This is a genomic window from Rhodoligotrophos defluvii (genome assembly GCF_005281615.1).
Taxonomy (GTDB): Bacteria; Pseudomonadota; Alphaproteobacteria; order Rhizobiales; family Im1; genus Rhodoligotrophos; species Rhodoligotrophos defluvii.
Genome location: NZ_SZZM01000001.1, coordinates 1,473,075 through 1,493,772 on the forward strand (window position 1 = coordinate 1,473,075; position 20,698 = coordinate 1,493,772).

The 20,698-nt window shown below is 64.7% G+C and carries 24 protein-coding genes; all 24 read left to right on the forward strand.

Going from position 1 to position 20,698, the window contains the following annotated elements:
- Window positions 1–916 precede the first annotated feature (916 nt).
- The 24 genes from E4P09_RS25870 (at window position 917) to E4P09_RS07105 (ending at window position 20,670) form a co-directional block, all read left to right on the forward strand.
- Entirely contained in the window at window positions 917–1,081 is a 165-nt protein-coding gene (locus E4P09_RS25870) for a hypothetical protein (protein ID WP_170984264.1), read from the forward strand.
- Between the two features lie 198 nt (window positions 1,082–1,279).
- Window positions 1,280–1,837, forward strand: a complete 558-nt coding sequence (locus E4P09_RS06990) for a hypothetical protein (protein ID WP_137388797.1) — start codon at window positions 1,280–1,282, stop codon at window positions 1,835–1,837.
- A 72-nt stretch (window positions 1,838–1,909) separates the two neighbouring features.
- Window positions 1,910–2,311 (forward strand): hypothetical protein, encoded by a 402-nt coding sequence (locus E4P09_RS06995; RefSeq protein ID WP_137388798.1) that lies wholly within the window; start codon window positions 1,910–1,912, stop codon window positions 2,309–2,311.
- 9 nt (window positions 2,312–2,320) lie between these two features.
- Window positions 2,321–2,515, forward strand: coding sequence for a hypothetical protein (locus E4P09_RS07000; RefSeq protein ID WP_137388799.1), 195 nt, complete (start codon window positions 2,321–2,323; stop codon window positions 2,513–2,515).
- 74 nt (window positions 2,516–2,589) lie between these two features.
- Window positions 2,590–3,006, forward strand: coding sequence for a hypothetical protein (locus tag E4P09_RS07005; protein WP_137388800.1), 417 nt, complete (start codon window positions 2,590–2,592; stop codon window positions 3,004–3,006).
- On the forward strand, window positions 2,999–3,643 hold the full coding sequence (locus E4P09_RS07010) for an antitoxin of toxin-antitoxin stability system (RefSeq protein ID WP_137388801.1): 645 nt from the start codon (window positions 2,999–3,001) through the stop codon (window positions 3,641–3,643). Before E4P09_RS07005 ends, E4P09_RS07010 begins: the two co-directional genes overlap by 8 nt.
- A gap of 159 nt (window positions 3,644–3,802) precedes the next feature.
- The gene (locus E4P09_RS07015) at window positions 3,803–8,149 is read left to right on the forward strand and encodes a bifunctional class I SAM-dependent methyltransferase/DEAD/DEAH box helicase (protein WP_137388802.1); all 4,347 of its coding nucleotides are present in this window, start codon (window positions 3,803–3,805) and stop codon (window positions 8,147–8,149) included.
- On the forward strand, window positions 8,150–9,187 hold the full coding sequence (locus E4P09_RS07020) for a DUF7146 domain-containing protein (RefSeq protein WP_137388803.1): 1,038 nt from the start codon (window positions 8,150–8,152) through the stop codon (window positions 9,185–9,187).
- Window positions 9,188–9,521: 334 nt separating this feature from the next.
- Window positions 9,522–10,454, forward strand: coding sequence for a DUF2493 domain-containing protein (locus E4P09_RS07025; protein ID WP_428977700.1), 933 nt, complete (start codon window positions 9,522–9,524; stop codon window positions 10,452–10,454).
- Between the two features lie 164 nt (window positions 10,455–10,618).
- On the forward strand, window positions 10,619–11,035 hold the full coding sequence (locus E4P09_RS07030) for a hypothetical protein (RefSeq protein ID WP_137388805.1): 417 nt from the start codon (window positions 10,619–10,621) through the stop codon (window positions 11,033–11,035).
- Window positions 11,036–11,733: 698 nt separating this feature from the next.
- Entirely contained in the window at window positions 11,734–12,135 is a 402-nt protein-coding gene (locus E4P09_RS07040) for a single-stranded DNA-binding protein (protein WP_137388806.1), read from the forward strand.
- 281 nt (window positions 12,136–12,416) lie between these two features.
- Window positions 12,417–12,677 (forward strand): helix-turn-helix domain-containing protein, encoded by a 261-nt coding sequence (locus E4P09_RS07045; protein WP_029371814.1) that lies wholly within the window; start codon window positions 12,417–12,419, stop codon window positions 12,675–12,677.
- A gap of 94 nt (window positions 12,678–12,771) precedes the next feature.
- Window positions 12,772–13,035, forward strand: coding sequence for a DNA -binding domain-containing protein (locus tag E4P09_RS07050; protein ID WP_170984265.1), 264 nt, complete (start codon window positions 12,772–12,774; stop codon window positions 13,033–13,035).
- Window positions 13,036–13,147: 112 nt separating this feature from the next.
- Window positions 13,148–13,402, forward strand: a complete 255-nt coding sequence (locus E4P09_RS26445) for a transcriptional regulator domain-containing protein (RefSeq protein WP_083825825.1) — start codon at window positions 13,148–13,150, stop codon at window positions 13,400–13,402.
- 190 nt (window positions 13,403–13,592) lie between these two features.
- Window positions 13,593–13,919 carry a DUF2285 domain-containing protein gene (locus tag E4P09_RS07060; RefSeq protein ID WP_083825826.1) on the forward strand — a complete coding sequence of 109 codons (327 nt, stop codon included), beginning with the start codon at window positions 13,593–13,595 and terminating at the stop codon, window positions 13,917–13,919.
- 135 nt (window positions 13,920–14,054) lie between these two features.
- Window positions 14,055–14,336, forward strand: coding sequence for a helix-turn-helix transcriptional regulator (locus tag E4P09_RS07065; protein ID WP_003167739.1), 282 nt, complete (start codon window positions 14,055–14,057; stop codon window positions 14,334–14,336).
- 17 nt (window positions 14,337–14,353) lie between these two features.
- Window positions 14,354–15,514 carry a replication initiator protein A gene (locus E4P09_RS07070; RefSeq protein ID WP_137388807.1) on the forward strand — a complete coding sequence of 387 codons (1,161 nt, stop codon included), beginning with the start codon at window positions 14,354–14,356 and terminating at the stop codon, window positions 15,512–15,514.
- The gene (gene parA, locus E4P09_RS07075; RefSeq protein ID WP_137388808.1) at window positions 15,511–16,149 is read left to right on the forward strand and encodes a ParA family partition ATPase; all 639 of its coding nucleotides are present in this window, start codon (window positions 15,511–15,513) and stop codon (window positions 16,147–16,149) included. The genes E4P09_RS07070 and parA overlap by 4 nt, the downstream gene beginning before the upstream one ends.
- Window positions 16,146–16,400 carry a hypothetical protein gene (locus E4P09_RS07080; RefSeq protein WP_137388809.1) on the forward strand — a complete coding sequence of 85 codons (255 nt, stop codon included), beginning with the start codon at window positions 16,146–16,148 and terminating at the stop codon, window positions 16,398–16,400. The genes parA and E4P09_RS07080 overlap by 4 nt, the downstream gene beginning before the upstream one ends.
- Entirely contained in the window at window positions 16,397–16,918 is a 522-nt protein-coding gene (locus E4P09_RS07085) for a DUF2840 domain-containing protein (RefSeq protein WP_003167735.1), read from the forward strand. The genes E4P09_RS07080 and E4P09_RS07085 overlap by 4 nt, the downstream gene beginning before the upstream one ends.
- Complete coding sequence (locus tag E4P09_RS07090; protein ID WP_137388810.1) at window positions 16,915–17,460, forward strand: S26 family signal peptidase; 546 nt, start codon at window positions 16,915–16,917, stop codon at window positions 17,458–17,460. The genes E4P09_RS07085 and E4P09_RS07090 overlap by 4 nt, the downstream gene beginning before the upstream one ends.
- 68 nt (window positions 17,461–17,528) lie before the next feature.
- Window positions 17,529–17,867 carry a DUF736 domain-containing protein gene (locus E4P09_RS07095; RefSeq protein WP_003167733.1) on the forward strand — a complete coding sequence of 113 codons (339 nt, stop codon included), beginning with the start codon at window positions 17,529–17,531 and terminating at the stop codon, window positions 17,865–17,867.
- Window positions 17,868–17,870: 3 nt separating this feature from the next.
- A complete protein-coding gene (locus E4P09_RS07100) occupies window positions 17,871–18,656 on the forward strand; it encodes a lytic transglycosylase domain-containing protein (RefSeq protein ID WP_137388811.1) in 786 nt (261 codons plus the stop codon).
- Window positions 18,657–18,906: 250 nt separating this feature from the next.
- Window positions 18,907–20,670 carry a relaxase/mobilization nuclease domain-containing protein gene (locus E4P09_RS07105; RefSeq protein WP_137388812.1) on the forward strand — a complete coding sequence of 588 codons (1,764 nt, stop codon included), beginning with the start codon at window positions 18,907–18,909 and terminating at the stop codon, window positions 20,668–20,670.
- Window positions 20,671–20,698: the final 28 nt, after the last annotated feature.

The window sequence follows — 20,698 nt, forward strand, 5'->3', positions numbered from 1 at the left end:
GGCCCGGCGATCCGTCGTCGGGCCTTTTTTCATTTTCGGGGAACTCCCACCTCCGACATTTATCTACCAGCCGGCCGTCAAATGGCGGTAGCCGGTTCCCCTCTCAGTGGGATTTCCGCTCATAGACGTGATTGAGGTTATCGGCTTGGTGCTGGAGGCTCCTCGCCACCGTTGCAGCCGCGGCCCGGTTCGGAAACGCCCCTGTTGTCATCCCGTTCAGGCTTACGCACCACCCATCGGGCTTCTCAATGACCGTATAACGCCGTCGCTCGCCACCGATATTGGCGGACTTACCCGTCAAATAGCCACTCATCATGAGCGTCGATCGCCTTGTTGGTTCGGTGTGTCGGGCTTCGTCCAAATCCCGAAGGCCGCTCCGATAACCGTTATCGCCATACGCCAGGATGATCGGCTGCTCTCGTTCGTCTTCATCGTTGCCCGCAAAAGTGCATTTCTGCTCATGGTTTCACCTCAACAAGAGGCCGCATCAAAGCTTCGAGCGCGTATGAATTCCATCCTGACGCAGCCGGCCGCTCATAGTATTCTCATCAATTCGACCCGTGGACCTCGGCGCCATGCAACGCCACAGCGGGCCAAGCTCGTGCCCGGACAGCTCAGACCCTCAAACATCTTCGCTTTACCATTAGGCGGGAAGTGCGAGGCGATGGCATCCCTTTTAGATTGATGATCCGGCTGCTGTCTGATGCCGGACACCATCCCGCTTCCATTCGCAAACCTTGGTCCGATCCGTCTCCTTATCAATCAACCCGCAAGGGGTCGGCTTACGCGCGCGTGCCGCCCTCGGGGATTCGGAAAAAGTCCGAACGCCCGAGGGTGATTGCAGAGCCGGTCAGACACTTCGGGCGCCTGTCGCGCGGGGGATGGTCCCCCGCCTCCCAAGACAGGAGCCGGAACCATGTCCTATGCAGATGCCACCGCCTTCGCCGCAAGCCTCGCCACTACGCTGATGGTTTCGATCATCGTCTTCCAGGCCGGGGACGGCACTCACGGCGCGATGCCCGCCGACGAATTCGATGGCGACGAAGAAATGGTCAGGCTGGAACTTGATCCCTTCGGCTGAGGCGCGACAGCGCCTCACCCCGACGGCTCGGACAGCGGAAGATCGCGTCCGGGCCTTCAGCACTTCGATGGCCGGCCATCGCCGGCAGCGGCGCCGGCTCATGCCCCGGCAAGGGAGAGTGAGAGTGCGGACGGGTTTTCCGGGACGGGTTGGTTGCCGGAGAGAGAGCTCCCGGCGCCCGTCCTGGAGCATCCTGCGATGGCCCTTGCACCTCAAACCAACTTCGCCCCGATCGGCGACATCCTCGCGCATCAGATCCTGCCCCGGCTGCGCCTTGCCGCGAAGCTGCCGCTGCGCATCACCTGCATCGGCACGGCCCGCTATGTCGGCACCGATGAGGCCGATAGCTTCGACCGCAACGTCTTTCTCGGCGACCGCCCGTCGCTGGAGAACGCCAGCAGCTTCGCGGCCGTTTCGGTCAGGCGCGGCGGCATTGGCTTGGGACAAGATAAGACGCTGCGCTTTCATCCACGCTTCGCCGTCATCCAGGACAACGATCAGAACCTGGTTCTGGCCGGCGAAATCCGCGCCGGGATCATTCTCTGGCAACCGCCTGTCGCCAGCGACGGCGAGGCCCGTCGGATCGTGACCGAAGCCAGCCGCCTGCGCGGACTGGCTTTCGCCGCCTCCGGCCGGGGCGAGCAAGGTGCGGCCCGCAATCATCGCCACCAGGCCGGCCTGCTCGAAGCACGCCTGGTCGACCCCTTCTGGCGCGAGGCCGCCGCCGGTCTGCTCCGGCTGCCACAGGCCGCCTGATCCCATCCCCGATTTCCACCCATGCGACCCGGCGCTTCGCTTCGCCGGGTTCTCACCTATGGAGTTTTTCCCATGCCGAAATTCGTCGTCAGCAAAGGCCACGACGCCTTCGTCTATTACGAAACCGTCCTAGAGGCCGACACGCCCGAAGAGGCGCGAAGTCTCGTCCGAAGCGTTCATTACGAAGGCGCATGGCTCCCCACCGGCTATGTGCAGGAGTTCGACGATTACGAGATCGACGAGCACAGCGGCGTTCGCCTCCTCGACGACGGTGAAGCCGTCGAGGCGTTCCTGACCATCGGCGTCACCGCCCACGAGCGCGACGCCTTGCTGGCGGGGCTGCGCCTCCTCCAGCTCGCCCTTGGGCGCGGCGACCTCGAACCTGCGCTCGAAAACATCGTCACCAATGACGGCGCGCATACCGGCCTCGATCCGACACGTATCGACGCTCTGTGCGAACGCATCAACGTCTAGGTGGTGGCGATGTCTGCGACCTACCTGCGCCTCGACATCCTGGTCTGGGACAGCGAGCGCGCCGTAATCCGCGCCGCGCGCTGCAAGCAGGCTTTATCGGCCCGGCGCGATCCCGCACTGCGGGGCGCGCGAAAGCGGTTCTATCGCGACATGCTGCGCCACCATGCCGATGCCCAGCGGCTTGTGGCGCAGTTCCGCCTCTGACGCTTCCGCACCGCGTCCATCCCTTGAACCTCGCCCGGCCATCGCGCCGGGCTTTCTCGTTTCAGGAGCCTGACATGGCCAACTACTTTACCCATTTCTCGTGCCTTCTTGACGTCGGCACGCCCGATAATGCCGCCCGAGCGCTCGACCTCTACAACAAGCTTTCGGAGGAAGGCGCTTCCGACGAACCGCCGTCCGAGGGGTTTCTCCTATCGATCCAGCCGGAGCACGGGGGTGCCCGGCTCTGGATGCGCGATGACCAGACAGGCGATCCCGAGCGTCTGCTCCAGTTCGTGAAGATCTGCGCGACCGAGTTCCGCCTCAGTGGTCTCTGGGGCTTCCAATACGCCAACACCTGCTCGCGGCCGCGCCTCGACGGTTTCGGCGGCGGCGCTCATGTCCTCGACCTCGCCACCGGCGAGACGGTGGCATGGACCTACACCGATGGCTGGCTCGCCCAGGTTCTCGATGGAGGCGGCTCAGATGAGTAAGGTCATCGAAACCACGGTCTATCAGCTCGACGAGCTTGCTGACGCCGCCAAGGAGAAGGCCCGCGATTGGTATCGCGAAGGCGGCTTCGACTACGACTGGTATGATGCCGTTTACGAGGATTTCCAACAGATCGCGGAAATCCTCGGCCTTCGGCTCAAGACCCGCAGCGTGCGACTCTACGGCGGCGGCTCCCGGCAGAAGCCCTGCATCTGGTTTCGAGGGTTCTGGAGCCAGGGCGACGGCGCCTGCTTCGAGACCTTCTATTCCTACCGGAAAAACGCCCCGCGCCGCATCAGGGAACACGCGCCGCAAGACGCCGAACTGCACTGCATCGCCGATGCACTTCAGGCGGTCCAGCGGCGTAATTTCTACCAGCTTAGCGCCGAGGCGAGCCATCGCGGTCACTACTACCACGAATACTGCATGACGATCTCGGTCGAGCGCGACAGTCCAACCTATCAGGATATGACGGCCGATGCGGAAGACGCCGTGGCCGAGGCGCTGCGCGACCTGGCCCGTTGGCTCTATCGGCAGCTCGAACGCGAATACGAGTATCTCACCTCGGACGAAGCCGTCGATGAGGTCATCGCCGCCAACGAATACACCTTTACGGCAACCGGCCGCCGCTTCGGCTGAACCCGGCAAGCGTCCTGCCATTCGGCAGGGCGCTTTTTTCATGCCAGCCACGGCCCACCTTTCGAGAGGCAGAGGGAGGCCGGGACGGGTTTGAGCCTGTGCGGTCGAGAGAGAGCGCTGCGCGGCTCGATCCTGTCCCGCTCTCCCGAGGTCTTCCCCATGAACATGATTTCCGCATCCGCGGCGGCATCGGTCGCCGGGCCGCTTCCGCTTGCCTCCGACAGCGATACCGCCACGTCCGTCTTTTCGGCAGCGGGCCTTCTCCTGCCTCATCTCGAGCGCGGCCAGCGTATCGACGCGGCCACGCTGCGCGGCGCGATGGAAACCGCCTTTGGCGCGTCCGATACCGCCGGCGCCTGGGACTGGAAAACCGCTTATGACGCCTGCGAGGCGGCGACCGTTCTCTTCCTGCGCAAATACGGAAAGGCGCTTTTCCGTAAAGCCGGGTCTCCGAGCGACAGCCTGCCGCTGCTGACGCGGATCGCCGGACTGCTGCCGACCCATACGCGGCGCTCGGAGGAAGCGCAGACCTTCCAGCAATTCTCTACCCCGATCCCGCTGGGGCTGGCCGCCGCGACCGCCGCCGCCATCACGCCTGCCGACCGGGTTCTGGAACCCTCGGCCGGGACCGGGCTTCTCGCCATCCTCGCCGAGATCGCCGGCGGCGCGCTCGTCGTCAACGAGCTGGCCGAATTGCGCGCCGGTCTTCTTTCCTCCCTCTTTCCCGCCTTGTCCGTCACGCGTTTCGACGCGGCGCAGATCGACGATCACCTCGATCCTGCCCTGGTCCCGTCCGTGGTGCTGATGAACCCGCCGTTCTCGGCGCTGGCGAATGTCCAGGGCCGCGTCGCCGATGCCGCCTTCCGCCACGTCGCTTCGGCGCTTGCGCGCCTTGCGCCCGGCGGGCGGCTGGTGACGATCACCGGCGCGAGCTTCGCCCCCGATAATCCTGCCTGGACCCCGGCCTTCGTCCGGCTGCAGGAGCGCGGTCGCGTGGTCTTCTCCGCCGCAGTCGATGGTTCTGTCTATGCCAAGCATGGCACGACGATCGATACCCGGATCACTGTCATCGACAAGCTGCTCGCCGACGATCCGGCGATCTTCCCGACCGCTCCCGGCGTCGCACCGGATGCCGCTACGCTGATGACCTGGATCTGCGCACACCTGCCTGCACGGCAGCCCGTCGATCCCTCTGTCGTCGTTCCGGTCGCCGCAGCGCCTGCGCCCCGCACCGTGCGCGGCTATATCAACCGCACGGCAAAAGCTGCTCGCCCGGCGCCCCAGACCGAACCGGAAGCCGCACCGCTCGACTATGAGACCGTCGATTGGCAGCCGGCCGAGGGCGGCCACATCACCGACGCCATCTATGAGGAATACGGGCTTCAGGTCATCCGTATTCCCGGCGCCCAGGCCCATCCGACCCAACTCGTCCAGTCGGCGGCGATGTCGAGCGTCGCGCCGCCGAAGCCCAGCTACCGGCCGCATCTGCCGACGACCATCCTCGGCCTTCTGTCCGACGCGCAGCTTGAGACCGTCATCTATGCCGGCCAGGCCCATGCCGACCATCTCGCCGGGGCCTGGACCGTGGACGAGACTTGCGATGTGGTCAGCGCGGCGGCCGAGGACGCCAAGAACGCCGTCCGCTTCCGGCAAGGCTTCTTCGTCGGTGACGGCACCGGCGTCGGCAAGGGCCGGGAATCCGCCGCCATCATACTCGACAACTGGATGCAGGGCCGCCGCAAGGCCGTCTGGATCTCGAAGTCGGACAAGTTGCTGGAAGACGCGCAACGCGACTGGTCGGCGCTCGGCATGGAGCGCCTGCTGGTCACGCCGCTGTCGCGCTTCCCGCAGGGCAAGCCCGTGACGCTGCCCGAAGGCATCCTTTTCACGACCTATGCCACGCTACGCTCTGACGACCGCGGCGATAGGGTTTCCCGCGTCAAGCAGATCGTCGAATGGTTGGGCGAGGATTTCGATGGAGTGATCATCTTCGACGAGGCGCATTCGATGCAGAACGCCGCAGGCGGCAAGGGAGAACGGGGCGATGTCACCGCCAGCCAGCAGGGCCGCGCCGGACTTCGCCTCCAGCACGCCCTGCCGGATGCCCGCATCGTCTATGTCTCGGCGACCGGCGCCACCACGGTCCACAACCTCGCCTATGCGCAAAGGTTGGGCTTGTGGGGCGGCGAGGATTTCCCCTTCGCCACGCGGGCCGAGTTCGTAGAGGCTATCGAGGGCGGCGGAGTCGCGGCGATGGAGGTTCTCGCCAGGGACATGCGCGCCCTCGGCCTTTATACGGCCAGGTCATTGTCCTTCGCCGGCGTCGAATACGAGCTGGTCGAGCATGAGCTGACCCCGGAACAGACCCGCATCTACGATGCCTATGCCGGGGCCTTCGCCATCATTCACAACAATCTGGATGCGGCGATGGAAGCGGCCAATATCACCGGCAGCACCGGCACCTTGAATCGGCAGGCGAAATCCGCCGCGCGCTCGGCCTTCGAGTCGGCCAAGCAGCGGTTTTTCGGCCACCTCCTGACCAGCATGAAAACCCCGACGCTGCTCCGCTCCATCGCAGCCGATCTGGAGGCGGGCCATTCGGCCGTAATCCAGATCGTCTCGACCGGCGAGGCGCTTATGGAACGGCGGCTGGCCGAGCTGCCGACCGAGGAATGGAACGACGTCCGCGTGGACATCACCCCGAGGGAATATGTCCTGGACTACCTTGCCCATTCCTTCCCGGTGCAGCTCTACGAGCCGTTCACCGGCTCGGAGGGCAATATGTCGTCGCGGCCCGTCATGCGCGACGGCCAGCCCGTCGAAAGCCGCGAAGCAGTCGCCCGCCGCGACGAGCTGATCGCGAAACTCGCCAGCCTACCACCAGTGCCGGGCGCGCTCGATCAGGTGATCCAGCATTTCGGCACCGATACCGTCGCAGAAGTGACGGGCCGGTCGCGGCGCATCATCCGCAAGGCTGGCAAGGGCGTCACTGTTGATCGCCTTGTCGTCGAGAACCGCGCAGCTTCGGCCAACCTGGCCGAAACCCAGGCGTTCATGGACGACGGCAAGCAGGTTCTGGTGTTCTCCGACGCCGGCGGCACCGGCCGCAGCTATCATGCCGAACTGTCGGCCCGGAACACGCGGCTGCGCGTCCATTACCTGCTCGAAGCCGGATGGAAGGCCGATACTGCGATTCAGGGGCTTGGCCGAACGCACCGGACCAACCAGAAGCAAGCGCCCCTGTTCCGGCCGATCACCACGAACGTCAAAGCCGAAAAGCGCTTCCTCTCGACCATCGCCCGCCGTCTCGACACCCTGGGCGCGATCACGCGCGGCCAGCGCCAGACCGGCGGTCAGGGCCTGTTTCGGCCCGAGGACAATCTGGAATCGCATTACGCCCGCGACGCGCTGCGCCAGCTCTACCTGCTGCTGGTCCGCGGCAAGGTCGAGGGATGCTCGCTCGACCGCTTTGAGAGCGCCACCGGCTTGAAACTGATGGACTCCAACGGCATCAAGGATGACCTCCCAGCCATCACGACCTTCCTGAACCGGCTGCTGGCCTTGACGATTGAGCTTCAGGGCGTGCTGTTCACCGCCTTCGAGCAACTTCTGACGGCGCGCATCGAGGGCGCCATCGCGTCGGGCACCTATGACGCCGGGCTGGAGACGCTGCGAGCGGAGAGCTTTGTCGTCACCGACCGCCAGACGATCTATACGCACCCGCGCACCGGCGCCCAGACCCGCCTACTGACCATCACCGAGCGCAAGCGCAACCATCCGGTCACGCTGGCGGAGGCCATAGGCAACCTGGACGATCCGCGCGCGGTCCTGTTGGTCAACGAACGGTCGGGCCGCGCCGCCGTGCAGGTTCCGACCACCAGCGTCATGCTCGACGATGGCGAGATCGACCGCCGTGTCCGGCTGATCCGGCCGATGGAAGCGCACAACATCCCGGTCAAGACCATGCCCGAGACCCATTGGGTCGAAGCCGACCGGGACGCCTTCGCCTCGGCCTGGAATAACGAGATCGCCGAGGTGCCGGAGTATTCCGACAGTACACTGCATATGGTGACGGGACTGCTCTTGCCGATCTGGAAGCGGTTGCCGAACGAGTCCACCCGCGTCTATCGGCTCCAGACCGATGCCGGCGAGCGGATCATCGGTCGCCGCGTCTCCCCTGCCTGGGTTGCTCACGCGACTGCGACCGGCGCCGCCTCGATCACCCCGGAAGATGCCTTTACCGCCCTGATGGACGGAAAGACGATCCTCGATCTCACCGAGGGCCTCCAGCTTCGCCGGGTCCGCGTCATGGGCGCGCTGCGCATCGAACTCACCGGCTTCACCGATACAATGCGCCAGCGCCTCACGGCCTATGGCCTCTATCACGAGATCATCTCGTGGAAGCTGCGCTTCTTCGTGCCGACCGATGCCCAGGGTCCGGCCATCATCGGCAAGCTCTTCGACCGCTGGCCGGTCGAAGGCATCGGCGAACGGGAGGCCGCATAAATGGCTGCACGTCACGCCTCGGAACTGGCGCATCGTCTCGGCCGCGAGGCCGAGGCGGTCTGCCGCGAATATCTGTCCTCCGGTCGGAGGGCAGGCAATTACTGGCAGGTCGGCGACGCGCAGAACAGCCCTGGCCGCTCCCTCTATGTCCGGCTCAGGGACACGCACAAAGGCCCGGCCGGGAAATGGACCGACGCCGCCACCGGCGACCATGGCGATCTGCTCGACATCATCCGCGAGGCGCTTGGCCTCGTCGATTTCAAGGACGTGGCCGAGGAAGCACGCCGTTTCCTCAGTCTCCCGCATCCCGCGCCGGAACAGACAAGGACACCGACCGGCAGGACATTGAGCATTGCCGTCGGTTCGCCGGAAGCGTCGCGGCGGCTGTTCGCCATGTCGCAGCCGATCCCCGGCACGCTCGCGGCGACCTACCTCAGCGGGCGGGCAATCACGTCGCTCATCGGCGCCACCGCGCTACGCTACCATCCCCGGTGCTATTACCGGCCCGACGAGCATTCGCCCACGGAGATCTGGCCGGCGATGATCGCGTCCGTCACCGACCTTGACGGGCGACAGACCGGCGCGCACCGCACCTGGCTCGCCCCGGACGGCTCGGGCAAGGCGCCTGTCGAAACGCCGAGGCGGGCGATGGGCGACCTTCTCGGACACGGCGTCCGCTTTGGCGTTGCCGGCGATGTGCTGGTCGCCGGAGAGGGCATCGAGACCGTGCTGTCGCCCCGTCAGGTTCTGCCGCACATGCCGATGCTGGCGGCGCTCTCGGCCGCACACCTCGCCGCCATCCTGTTCCCGGCGACGCTGCGCAGGCTCTATGTCCTTCGCGATCGTGATCCGGCTGGGGACGGCGCGAGAGACAGCCTGATCGCCCGAGCTGCGAGCGTCGGGATCGAAGCGGTTGCGATGTCGCCAGCGCGCGAGGACTTCAACGAGGATCTGCGTTGGCGCGGCGTCGATGCCCTCCGGGCGGCCCTGAAGGATCAGCTTCATCCCGTGGACGTCAGCCGGTTCATGGAGGGGTGAGAAGATCGGCGGGGGATGGGGCGAAGCTCTGTATGGCTCCGCCTGCCGTCTCCACTCATCATCGGGAACACCCTTCCCGCGTCGGAGAGGGCGCCCACGGCCTTCTGAGAGGGCGATCGGCTCACAAACGGGCCAGCCGGGCAATGGCGCTGCGCTTTCGGCTATTTTCCGCCGGCGGAGCAAGCCCCGCCTTTGCATCGCGAAGCAAAATAGCCGGCTTGGCCATCAAGGCCCTCGCGGGAGCACGAGGGCTGCCAGGCCGTCCCGCCCGTGAGCTTCGACGCCTGCGAAGGCCGCGATGGGCGCGGTCTCCAGACGAAGGATGCTCCCGATGATGAACGAAGACGATGACGCAGGCTTCGAGCCGTTCCACACCTCATCCCCCACCGATCACGTCCTCACCGAACTCCAGCTCTATGGCTACCGCCCCTTCCAGGACGAACCCGATCCGCGTCCGCTGCCGGAGGGCAACACCGTCGCCGCAGCCGTCGCAGACATCTTCGACGCCCTCGTCTCGACGCTCGGCGACACCCGCCTCGAACCAGATCTCGACGATCTCCTCTGGTCGACGGTCAATCTCTTCCATCGCGCCGCCGACCGGGTCGAACGCGAACTCGACGACAACGAGCAGGGGCAGCGCCGCCTTCAGCGGGAACAGGATGGCAGCGAGGTCAAGAGCGTCGAACTCGAACGCCTCACGGCGGAGGGACAGACCCTGGTCGAACGGCGCAACAGCATGGAACTCTTCCGCGATCTCTCGGCGGACGCCTTCGAGCACCACACCGGCACACCCTGGCGGCCGCGCAGCGGTTCGATGGTCAACCATCGCAACCTCACCTCGGCAATGATCGACAGCCGCGATTTCCTTGCCGCTAAGCGCCGGGCCGAGACCGAGGTGCTGCTGCCCGCCGGTCCCAGGGTCGCCGTGACGGGCGGTGCGGACTTCAACGATCACAACCTGATCTGGACGAAGCTCGATCAGGTCCATGCCAAGCACGCGGACATGGTGCTCCTGCACGGCGGCTCGCCGAAGGGCGCCGAACTGATCGCCTCCCGCTGGGCAGACAGTCGCAAGGTGCCGCAGGTCGCCTTCAAGCCCGACTGGACGAAGCACGCCAAGGCCGCGCCCTTCAAGCGCAACGACGCCATGCTCGATGTCCTGCCGGTCGGCGTCCTGGTCTTCCCCGGCACCGGTATTCAGGAGAACCTTGCGGACAAGGCGCGCAAGCTCGGCATCCCGGTCATGAAGTTCGACGGCGGCGCGTAAAGCGCCGCCGCTCGGCGGCCTGCCAGCCGCCTCTACTTGACTGAACAGGAGGTTGATGGCTTTCTTGAAGAATATTTGCAGCAACGGCGAACTGGCATAGTCGCAGGCGGAGCGTATTATCCAGCAGCCTGTGGTGATCCTCAATCGTTCATGCGGAGGCTGCCGTGACCCTCATCTTGCTTGCCATCTCCCTGACGATCGCGCTTTGTGTCATCGCCTACAACTTTGCCATCTACGCCTTGCCGTTCATGGTCGGGCTAACGGCCTTTCAATATGTCTATGGAATGGAGGCCGGCTTCCTGCTGTCGGCGCTCGCCGCCATCGGCGCGGCGCTGCTATCCGTGGCGCTGGTCATCGCCGTCGTAGGCTTTGCCAAGAACCCGGCCTTGCGGCTCATCGCCCTCGCCGTATTCGCTGTGCCGGCGATGATCGCCGGTTATGCGCTCGTGCATGGCGTCACGAAGAACTTCTTCGACTCGACGATTATGCTGAACCTGCTCGGCGGCGCGGGCGGTCTCTTCATCGGCATCGCGGCGATGCTCAATCTCAATGCGCTCGGCACAGGCGTCCTGTCTCGCTGATGCGATCGCGAATCGTCGCTCGTCACAAAAAAATCTGCGCCGGCTTGCACCGCCGGGCTTCCGGCATCCTGCTCTGAGGAATGGCGCAGCCACCGCTGTAACGGCCAGGGCCTTCGCTCTGCTTTCCCCCGCTGTGGAAGTCGGTCATCGGCCGATACCCTCCCAGCCTTAGCAAGTCGCCACTCTCCGCATCGTTCCCGTGCGTATCGTTGCGTCCGCAAACACCTTCATGCTCTCCAGCCCCGCAATTATCGCACCTTCGGCCGACGGGGTGGAACAACGCCATACGCCCTGGAGCCCAATAGCCGTTTCGTCCTGGTCCCGGCTCACCTTCCGACCGGTGGCGTGCTGTGGCTCGTGACGGCGATCCCGGCGGCGCACACCCTGCTGATGCGGGTTTCATATCGGGGCCTGTAGCGCCCTCGTTGCCGGGAAGGACGAACGGTTCTGCTGTGCGTCCCCGGTGTGAGCTTTCCGAGGCGCCAATCCCTCCGACTGACTGATCCCCTAAGTCCGTTCGGTTTCCGACCGCAACCCCCGCGGCTCCGGACCGTGTTGCCGCGCAAGCGCGGCTGCCCGCTCCACTCCGGGCCTTAAGGGCGAGGTGCCGCCAAGGCGGCACTTGCTGGCGTCTCCCGACGGCCTTGGCCGGGTCTCGTCGGAGGGATGGCCCCTTCGAGAAGCAACGGAGACTTACAATGCAGAACATCGTCATTCTTGCCGGCAACATCGGCCAGGACCCCGAAACCCGCAACACCCAGAGCGGCCCCTCGATCACCCACTTCACGCTGGCCACCTCGCGCCCCCGCTACTCGGAAGGCAAGGTTGTCCGAGACAAGGACGGCTACCGCGTCCAGGACACCGAGTGGCACCGGATCACCGCCTTCAACGGCCTCGGCAAGACGATCCAGCAGCATTGCGAGAAGGGCATGAAGGTTCTGGTTCGCGGCCGCATCCACTACACCAAGTGGACCGATCAGCAGGGCGTTGAGCGCTACGGCTGCGAGATCATCGCCGAGACGGTGGACTTCCTCAGCCGGGCAAAGCAGACCCAGAACGAAGACGGCAAGTTCATCGACGACGATGACATCCCGTTCTGAGCGGGATACCGGGAGCCCGGCGGCGCAAGCCGCCGGGATTTCCTAATTGTCTGGCGTTCCTGGCATGAGTCGTCGTCTCCCGGCAGCACGATAAGCCTCGAACAATCTCTCCTGCTCGCCTTGGCTTGGAGAGAGAACCCAGCACTGCCCGAATCGCCCCCGCCACTGACCAGACGTCAAATCTCTAGGAACACCGATTCTGGGTCGCTTTCCACTCCAACTCCGTCTATAATAGCCGTAGTTCTGGCGTGACGTTGACGCACGGTGGGAGGTGATCATGCATGATCACTTCCCGACAAACACGGGCCGCGCGCGCATTACTGGGTTGGACACAGGAGATGCTCGCTGACAAGGCCAAGGTTTCGCTGACGGCGCTCAAGCGCATGGAGTCGGCCGCTGAACTGCGTGTGTATGAAAGCACCAGCGACCAGGTCCGCAGAGCGCTTGAGGCCGAAGGAATCGCCTTCATCAGATCGGGCCGCAACGAAGGGGTTATGCTTGTCGATGTGCACGAAGCAGCCGAACGCAGCAGAGTCCGGTAATTCCCACCCTTCTACCGCCTCCCGCTTGTCATCGTCGCGCTGTAATGGTGCTTAAGAATAGCAACCGCCATCCCAGAGTGTCACGTGCCGACTAATGACCACAATTGATTTCCTCGACGAAGCCCCTTCCATGCTGTCGCTCACCGAATATGACCGACAGCACATCAAGCTCTATGCTCGTCTGCTGGACGCAGAGGCAGATGGAGCAGACTGGCGGGAAGCGGCCGAGGTTCTTTTCGGCATCTGCCCAAGGACTGAGCCGGACCGCGCTCGCCGCATCCACGACAGCCATCTGGCTCGCGCACACTGGATGACCGAGCACGGCTACCGGCAGCTCAGGCGCGGCCAGCCTCATTAGATCCCGTGTTGTCTCAAGTGCAACGCCTGTTGCGCCTTGCAACCTTCCCAAGAAATAGAATCCCCGGAATCAATTCGCTCTGTACGCGTATTCGCTGAACGGGGAGGATTAAATGACGCCCGATACAAGAGAATGGCGATCATCAACTACATACGACTATCTCGATCGGGCAGATGTAGATGCACTGGCGTGGGAGTGCCTTCGGCGCAATCTCGATTACCAGCGCGACTACGCAAACTCCATCCGCATGGCCTCCGAACTCGGGCCTGAGACCGAAGCGATCGGCGATCGCTGGGGTCTCCGATTTCCCCGCCAGGCCCAGCCTGAATGCACTCGAACAACCTGTTTTCTGGACGCCGGAAGCTGACACCAGCGTAGTCCATATCGGACCCGCCCCGGAAATTGAGCAGGTCAGCCCTCGCATTTTCGAGGATATTCGCTCGGAAATCAGCCGCAGTTCAGAGGAAGGACTGCATATATCGGTTCTCACCGGAAGCGGTCGCCTGCACCTTGTCGCGAGAGCGGGTCTCGAGCCGACGCAGTCCATCGCCGCCATCATTCCGCTCGACGCCCACAGCCTGGATCGTGTCCAGTCACTGATCAGACTCTGGCGAAGCCTTCACGGCCTGCCTGTGCCACAGGACAGTCGGATGACGGCGCAGCAGCGCCGTCGTCTCAAGAACATGCTGCGCGCCGCTGACGGCCGTTTGCACAACGCCGACTATCGCGAGATCGCCGAAGCGATTTTCGGCGTTGAACGCGTTGCCAGCGACCCCTGGAAAACGTCCGCGCTCCGGGACGCTGTCCTCGATCTGGTCAAGGACGGCTTCGCGATGATCGACGGCGGTTACCGCAAGCTTCTTCGCCATCGCCGTCGTTCGTAACCTGCGCTACTAGGGCAAGGTGTGCGAATTAGCCCCCCCCAAGTTCGCACTCCCCCTTCGCTATTCTTCTTCGCCACCGTGGCCTTCGTTCGCCGCTGATCGCCAGCGGCTCCCGCGAAAGCCACGGAGGCCACCATGAACGCCAATCTCGCGACCCTGCCGCCGCGCTTCCTCCGCACCAAGGAAGCCGCCGAATTCCTCAGTCTCTCGGCCCGTACCCTCGAAAAGCACCGGACCTACGGCACCGGGCCGGCCTATCGCAAGCTTGGCGGGCGCGTCGTCTATTCCGTCAATGAGCTTGAGGCATGGGCTGAACGCGGCGCCGTGACGTCCACCTCCGATCCGCGGGGCAGCGTGCTGCCCGCGAAACGCCATGAGCCCGCACCGGCATCCCATGCCGGCCGTCACGCTCGCTGATCCGCGCGGTCTTTTCAATGACGACGCGGCATCGCCCATCTCCGGAGCGCGGACAACTCGATCTGTTCCACGCGCTCCCTGGCGATTTCGCGCCCCGCGACGCGCAGGACCTCATGGCCTATCCGTTCTTCTCCCTCTCCAAGTCACACCGCACCGCGCCGATCGATTTCGTCGCCGGCGACGTGAGCATCCGCGTAGAGGCGGTTCCCGATCATGGCATGGCCACAATCTGGGATGCCGACATCCTCATCTGGGCGGCGAGCCAGATCGTCGAAGCGCGCGACAAAGGTCTTCGCACTTCGCGCCTGATGGCCGCCACCCCCTACGAGATCCTCAATTTCATCGGCCGCGGCGTATCGATGCGCGATTATCAGCGCCTCAAGGCTGCCCTCGACCGGCTGCAGTCGACCACGGTCACAACCTCGATACGGCAAGCAGCCGAAGGCCGCCGCCACCGTTTCTCCTGGATCAATGAATGGCAGGAGCGCACCGATCGCCAGGGGCGTCCCGCCGGCATCGAGCTGATCGTGCCGGACTGGTTCTACCGCGCCGTTCTCGACGATGCGCTCGTCCTGACCATCGACCGGGACTATTTCGGTCTCACTGGAGGCCTCGATCGCTGGCTCTACCGCATTGTGCGCAAGCATGGCGGCAAACAACGCAATGGCTGGCGCTTCGACTTCCGCCACCTGCATCAGAAATCCGGCAGTCTTTCGCCATTCAAGCGCTTCGCGTTCGAGCTGCGCGACATCATTCGCCGCCAGCCATTGCCCGGCTACTCGCTGTTCCTTGAGGTCGAAGTCGGCGGCCGGTTGCTGCTTGCTTTCGAACCATCGGCGGCCTGTGGACAAGCTGTGGACGGCCTCGTGCTATCAGGAACCCGACCTATCGTGCTATCGGGAACCGGAGGCTCGTGCTATCGGGAACCGAAACAGGGTATAAGCTCTGGAAACAAAAAGCGAAATCGCGCCCTTAACTTAGAGTCTAACCAAGAATCTAACTTTGAAGAGCGCGCGCGCGATGTGGAAAACATCGCCGGAAGGCGGTCGAACCAGTCCAAAAAGCCATCACTTCAAGCGCATGTAACCGATCAGGCTCTTCGTAGCTCCGCCTGTACGGACCGCTCTTCCGGCCACGCGCGTCGCACCTTCGGCGACGAGCCTGGAGGCGCGAAATGATCGTCGCGCTTCTCAATCAGAAGGGCGGCGTCGGCAAAACGACGCTCGCGCTGCATCTCTCCGGTCAATGGGCGCGTGAAGGCAAGCGCATCACCCTGATCGATGCCGACCCGCAGGGATGGGCGCTCGACTGGTCGCAGCAACGCACCCGCGAGGGCCTGCCTCGCCTGTTCGGCGTCATCGGCTTGGCGCGCGACACACTTCATCGCGAGGCGCCCGAACTCGCGCGTGACGCCGATCACATCGTCATCGACGGACCACCGCGCGTTGCAGGTCTTATGCGTTCGGCGCTGCTCGCCGCCGATCTTGTCCTGATCCCTGTGCAGCCGTCACCTCTCGATGGCTGGGCCTCGGCCGAAATGCTGGCGCTGCTCGCAGAGGCCCGAATCTATCGGCCGCAACTCCTCGCCCGCTTCGTACTAAACCGCTGCGCTGCACGCACCGTCATCGCCCGCGAGACCGCCGAGACACTGGCCGATCACGATCCGCCCCTGATGTCGGCGACGATCGGCCAGCGTGTCGCCTTCGCCGACCTGGCGCAGTCCGGACGCCTCGTTTTTGAGGCCGACGACAATAGCGCGGCCGCGCGCGAGATCGCCGCCCTGACTGCGGAAGTCGGGAGGTTGGCGCCATGACCAAAGCCAGCGCCCGGCGTGGCTTCGTCGCCCGTCCTTCCGACCCAGACGACTGGATCAAGTCCGCTGAACCGGTGTCGCCCGGTCCAGCTTCCAGCACGGGCTTCACCGCAAGGCTGACCATCGACGTCACGCCGGAGGTGCGCGGTCGCATCAAGATCGCCGCCTTTCAACGCGGCGTCACCGTCGCCGACATGCTTCGCGAATTGCTCGCGCGCGAATTCCCCCACTCGCCAGGAGACCCGTCATGACCGGCATCGCGGCCCCCCGCATGCGCGGCGGCTCGATGCCGTCGTCTTTCCAAACCGACCGTCTCACCCACGTCGAGCTGACATGGGTGGAAAAGCAGATCGAATACTGGATCAGGTTCGGCCAAGACGTGCAGGAGACGATCCTTGATCGCCGCCGCCGCGTCCTCTCCTTCAGGCCCGGCACGACTTTCGCCTTCGTCCGATGGGCGTCCAACGACTTCGGCACGATCATCTCGCGCATCGATATCGTGCGCGCCATCACGCCCGGCGAAGCCTATCAGACGTTGCCCTTTGTGCGCCCCGGCGGCGACATCCTGCTCAAGATCGAAAGCTGGCCGAAGGTCGAACGCGTGCTGCAGCTCATCGACGCGATCGAGGCCCTTTCGCTCGATCCGGCCGAAGCCGCGCCAGACTATTGGCGGCATGTACACAACCGACTGAGCGCCGGCCAGGACGCACGCCGCTACTCGCGCGATCAGCACCAGGCGTGGCTTAAGCGCCGGAGGATCGCGCCATGACCGACCTCAAATGGGCCATGGCGACGTTTGTAGCGTCCAGCGCGATCGCCGTGACGACGTGGATCGACGCCCCCACGAAACTCATCTGGAATGCCTCGGCCAGCACCCCGATCGGTTTCTATTCGGTCGAACCTGCAAAGCGGCTCGAAGTCACCGATCTGGTCGCCGTCGCTGCGCCGGAACCGATTGCGAGCTTTCTCGCCGACGGCGGATACCTGCCGCGCGACACGCCGCTCCTGAAACGGGTTCTCGGCCTTCCCGGGCAGACCGTCTGCCGCTCCGGCGTCCTGATCAGTGTCGACGGCGTCGCGATGGGAACGGCTCTCCAACGCGACCGCATCGACCGCCCGCTCCCCGATTGGCAGGGCTGCCGCATCGTCGCGGACGGCGAGGTCTTCCTCATGAACTGGGACATTCCCGACAGTCTGGACGGCCGCTATTTCGGCCCGATCCCGGCCAGCGCCGTCATCGGCCGCGCGGTTCCCTTGTGGACCGACGAGGACGGCCACGGCCGCTTCGAATGGCGGGCGCCAACGCGGTGATCGCCCAGCCTGGGGCGGGCGTACTGCTCGCCCAATCCTTCTCCACCGCATCTTGAAAGGAAACCGCCATGCCGCAAATCGGCGAATTCACCCGCGAGGAATCCGGCTTCACCGGCCGCATTCATACGCTCACCCTGTTTCGCGAGATCACCATCGTTCCCGTCGATCCTTCGGACGTCGAGAACGCGCCGAGCTACCGCGTCCATCACGGCGCGGATGACAACGCACCAGAGATCGGCGCGGCCTGGACGGAGTCCAGCGAAAAGGCTGGCGAATATCTCTCACTGCTGATCGACGACCCCAGCTTTGCGCAGCCGATCCGTGCCCGCCTGTTCCAGAACGGGGCTGATACGACCTCCTGGTCTTTGCATTGGAGCCGCCCTCAGAAGCGCGGCGAACGGGAATAGCGCATGCGGATCGCTCGCACCAAGCCCGCATCGCCGATGTCAACCGGGCGGCCTCGCGCTGCCCGGTGCGTCATCCTCTTCCTCCTTTCCGGCCTGTCTGTTTCCGCCGCGCCGCCGCTCGCCGTACTCGCGCAGAGCGCCCCGTCGATCGCGCAGCCAATCCGCGACCCTCACGCCGCCTTCGTGACCGAAGCCTCGCAGCGTTTCGGCATTCCCGAACACTGGATCAGGTCGGTGCGCCGCGTCGAAAGCGCCGATGACGTGCGCGCCGTCTCATCGGCGGGCGCAATGGGCCTGATGCAGGTCATGCCCGCCGCCTGGGCGGAATTGCGCGTCCGTTATGGCCTTGGACGCGATCCGTTCGACCCGCGCGACAACATCATCGCTGGTACGGCCTATCTGCGCGAAATGTACGATCGCTACGGGTCGCCGGGCTTTCTTGCAGCCTATAACGCTGGACCCGGACGCTATGAGGAATACCTCGCGGGCCGCCCCCTTCCGGCAGAAACCCGCGCCTATGTCGCCACGCTCGCGCCATTGATCGGCGGGGCAAACCTGTCGCCACCCGCACCGGGGACCGTCGCCGTTGCCGCCGCCGACCCGCACGCTTGGCGACGAGCGCCGCTCTTCGTCACGCCGTCAGCCCACGGTCTGGATGCGCGCAAAACGACATCCGAACCGCAAGACAACGACGCCCCGACTGCGCCGTCATTGGGCGAAGGTCCCGCCAATTCTGCGCAATACGGCAGCATTTTCGTTGCCCGTGCCGATGATGGAGACCCGCAATGAGCCGGTTCGCATCATGGCGCAGCTTGGCGTGTTCCCGAGAGCGTTGTGCGGAAGGGTGGGAGGAGCAGAGAGCAGCGACAGCAGGACGGCGAGATAAAAGGGCCTCGCCAAATTCGCACAAGCCATTGACATGGCTTGTCTTTTGGCGTGCCGGTCGGTCGGGTCGCGTGCCGCGACTGCTGTTTTACCCAGCGATTTCAACAGTGTTTTCGGCACTGTGCGCCTTCGCGCCGTCTCGGGAGGTCCTCCCATGAGCGAAGGCGACAGCGATTTCCGCGTTCGCCCAGGACGCATCAAATCCACGCGCGCACCCAAGTCTAAGAGCTTCATCAATCAAGTGCTGAGGGCCTCGAAGAAGGCCGGGCACAGCTCTGGCGAAGGGCAGACCGCCAAGAGAAGCGCCGGCCGTGGTCATTCAACCTTCGGGCGTGGACGAACCAGCTTCAGCCGTTCGCGCATATTCAGCGCTTCGCGCCGTGTCGTCATCAAGGCGCGCGTGGTCCGCCATCAGGGCAAGTCATTCCGCGCCGCGTCACTCTCGGCTCATATGTCCTACCTGAAACGCGAAGGCGTCAGCCGTGACGGGGAGAAGGGAGTCTTGTTCGACGCGACGAACGAGCGCGCCGACGATCTCGCCTTCTCCGACCGATGCAGGGATGACCGGCATCATTTTCGATTCATCGTCTCTCCCGAAGACGCGGGGGAGATGACCGATCTGCGGGAGTTCACCCGCGACCTCGCCAACCAGATGGAATCGGATCTGGGCACCAAGCTCGACTGGGTCGCCGTCGATCACTGGAACACCGACAATCCGCATGTGCATTTGCTTGTGCGCGGCGTCGACGAGACTGGCGCCGATCTGGTCATCTCGCGCGATTACATCAGCCGCGGCCTGCGCTCCCGCGCCGAGGATCTTGTCTCCATCGAGCTCGGCCCCAGGCCCGAACATGAAATCCGCAACGCGCTGGAAAAGGAAGTCACCGCCCAGCGCTGGACACGGCTCGATGTTGAAATCCGCATCGCCGCCGACGAGACCGGCTTTATCGACCTGCGCCCCGAGGCGAACGGCAAGGCCGATCCCTCGCTGCGCCGCCTGATGATCGGCAGACTCCAGCATCTCGAAAGGATGGAGCTCGCGGCACAAGGCTCTCCAGGGGAATGGACCGTCGGGCTGCAGGCCGAACGCACACTGCGCGATCTCGGCATTCGCGGCGACATCATCAAGACCATGCACCGCGCCTTCACCGAGCGTGGTCAGGATCGCGGCGTCAGCGATTACACGATCGACGGCGGCGGGGCGGGTTCACCCGTTATCGGCCGCCTGGTCGATCGCGGCCTGCATGACGAGCTGACCGGCGAAGCCTATGCGGTGATCGACGGCACGGACGGCCACGCGCACCATGTCCGCTTCCGCGGGATCGAGGCCTTCGAGCATGCGCCCCCGATTGGCGGCATCGTCGAGGTGCGTCGCTTCGGCGGCCCCGACGATTCCCGGCCGACGCTGGCGCTCGCCAACCGATCGGACTTCGATCTCAACCGCCAGATCACGGCGCCGGGCGCGACCTGGCTGGATCATCGCCTGGTTGAGCGCGAGGCGATGCCCATGTCGATGGGAGGCTTCGGCGCCGAGGTGCGCGACGCCATGCAGGCGCGCGCCGAGCATCTGGCCGATGAGGGCCTTGCCCGCCGGCAGGGCCAACGCATCCTGCTGCAACGTGATCTGCTCAATACGCTGCGACAGCGCGAGCTCGATGCCGTTGGCACGAAGCTCCAGAGCGAACACGGACTGCCGTACCAGAAAGCGCAGGCCGGCGAGCATGTCGCCGGTGTCTATCGCCAGCGTATCGCGCTCACCTCGGGCCGCTTCGCCATGATCGACAACGGGCTCGGCTTCCAGCTCGTGCCCTGGACACCGCCGCTCGAAAAGAAGCTCGGCCAGCATATCGCCGGCGTCGCCAAGGGGCATGGCGGCATCGAGTGGAGCCTGGGCCGCCAGCGCGGCCTGGGCCTCTAGCACCACAAGCAGCAAGAAAGGACCCGGC

Bases quoted from the DNA above. Each gene is read 5' to 3' on its own strand.
- E4P09_RS07025 (WP_428977700.1), top strand. From the start codon at position 9,522: ATGAACGAAGACGATGACGCAGGCTTCGAGCCGTTCCACACCTCATCC.
- E4P09_RS07090 (WP_137388810.1), top strand. From the start codon at position 16,915: ATGACCGACCTCAAATGGGCCATGGCGACGTTTGTAGCGTCCAGCGCG.
- parA (WP_137388808.1), top strand. From the start codon at position 15,511: ATGATCGTCGCGCTTCTCAATCAGAAGGGCGGCGTCGGCAAAACGACG.
- E4P09_RS07000 (WP_137388799.1), top strand. From the start codon at position 2,321: ATGTCTGCGACCTACCTGCGCCTCGACATCCTGGTCTGGGACAGCGAG.
- E4P09_RS07080 (WP_137388809.1), top strand. From the start codon at position 16,146: ATGACCAAAGCCAGCGCCCGGCGTGGCTTCGTCGCCCGTCCTTCCGAC.
- E4P09_RS25870 (WP_170984264.1), top strand. From the start codon at position 917: ATGTCCTATGCAGATGCCACCGCCTTCGCCGCAAGCCTCGCCACTACG.
- E4P09_RS06990 (WP_137388797.1), top strand. From the start codon at position 1,280: ATGGCCCTTGCACCTCAAACCAACTTCGCCCCGATCGGCGACATCCTC.
- E4P09_RS07065 (WP_003167739.1), top strand. From the start codon at position 14,055: ATGAACGCCAATCTCGCGACCCTGCCGCCGCGCTTCCTCCGCACCAAG.
- E4P09_RS07020 (WP_137388803.1), top strand. From the start codon at position 8,150: ATGGCTGCACGTCACGCCTCGGAACTGGCGCATCGTCTCGGCCGCGAG.
- E4P09_RS07015 (WP_137388802.1), top strand. From the start codon at position 3,803: ATGAACATGATTTCCGCATCCGCGGCGGCATCGGTCGCCGGGCCGCTT.
- E4P09_RS07105 (WP_137388812.1), top strand. From the start codon at position 18,907: ATGAGCGAAGGCGACAGCGATTTCCGCGTTCGCCCAGGACGCATCAAA.
- E4P09_RS07100 (WP_137388811.1), top strand. From the start codon at position 17,871: ATGCGGATCGCTCGCACCAAGCCCGCATCGCCGATGTCAACCGGGCGG.
- E4P09_RS07045 (WP_029371814.1), top strand. From the start codon at position 12,417: ATGATCACTTCCCGACAAACACGGGCCGCGCGCGCATTACTGGGTTGG.
- E4P09_RS07095 (WP_003167733.1), top strand. From the start codon at position 17,529: ATGCCGCAAATCGGCGAATTCACCCGCGAGGAATCCGGCTTCACCGGC.
- E4P09_RS06995 (WP_137388798.1), top strand. From the start codon at position 1,910: ATGCCGAAATTCGTCGTCAGCAAAGGCCACGACGCCTTCGTCTATTAC.
- E4P09_RS07040 (WP_137388806.1), top strand. From the start codon at position 11,734: ATGCAGAACATCGTCATTCTTGCCGGCAACATCGGCCAGGACCCCGAA.
- E4P09_RS07050 (WP_170984265.1), top strand. From the start codon at position 12,772: ATGACCACAATTGATTTCCTCGACGAAGCCCCTTCCATGCTGTCGCTC.
- E4P09_RS07070 (WP_137388807.1), top strand. From the start codon at position 14,354: ATGACGACGCGGCATCGCCCATCTCCGGAGCGCGGACAACTCGATCTG.
- E4P09_RS07005 (WP_137388800.1), top strand. From the start codon at position 2,590: ATGGCCAACTACTTTACCCATTTCTCGTGCCTTCTTGACGTCGGCACG.
- E4P09_RS07010 (WP_137388801.1), top strand. From the start codon at position 2,999: ATGAGTAAGGTCATCGAAACCACGGTCTATCAGCTCGACGAGCTTGCT.
- E4P09_RS07085 (WP_003167735.1), top strand. From the start codon at position 16,397: ATGACCGGCATCGCGGCCCCCCGCATGCGCGGCGGCTCGATGCCGTCG.
- E4P09_RS26445 (WP_083825825.1), top strand. From the start codon at position 13,148: ATGACGCCCGATACAAGAGAATGGCGATCATCAACTACATACGACTAT.